This is a genomic window from Paraburkholderia sp. SSBN10T, from assembly GCF_056619545.1.
Genome location: NZ_JBWQQI010000070.1, coordinates 1 through 524 on the forward strand (window position 1 = coordinate 1; position 524 = coordinate 524).

Sequence of the window (524 nt, forward strand, 5' to 3'; positions counted from 1 at the left end):
CGGGCGATCACGAACAGCGGCGTGAACATCGCCGTCGGCACGCCCATCATGTGGTACGACACCGCGCTGAACCAGTCCAGGTTCGGGAACATCTTCTTGGCGTCCCACATCACGGTTTCGAGGCGCTCGGCGATGTCGAACAGCTTCGTGCTGCCGGCTTCCTTCGAGAGCTTTTTCGCCACTTCCTTGATCACCTTGTTGCGCGGATCGGAGATCGTGTACACCGGGTGGCCGAAGCCGATCACCACCTCTTTTGCCTCGACGCGGCGGCGGATGTCGGCTTCGGCCTGGTCCGGGCTCTGGTAGCGCGACTGGATTTCAAATGCCACCTCGTTCGCGCCGCCGTGCTTCGGGCCGCGCAGCGCGCCGATCGCGCCGGTGAGCGCCGAGTAGATGTCCGAGCCCGTGCCGGCGATCACGCGGCCGGTGAAGGTCGAGGCGTTGAATTCGTGTTCCGCGTACAGGTTCAGCGACGTGTGCATCGCCTCGACCCACGACTTCGACGGCGCCTCGCCGTGCAGCAG

The 524-nt window shown here is 64.9% G+C and carries 1 protein-coding gene; it reads right to left on the reverse strand.

The features are described from left to right. Positions 1 to 524: citrate/2-methylcitrate synthase (locus AC1ECK_RS36670; RefSeq protein WP_480328197.1), on the reverse strand; the 524-nt coding region annotated here is incomplete at both ends.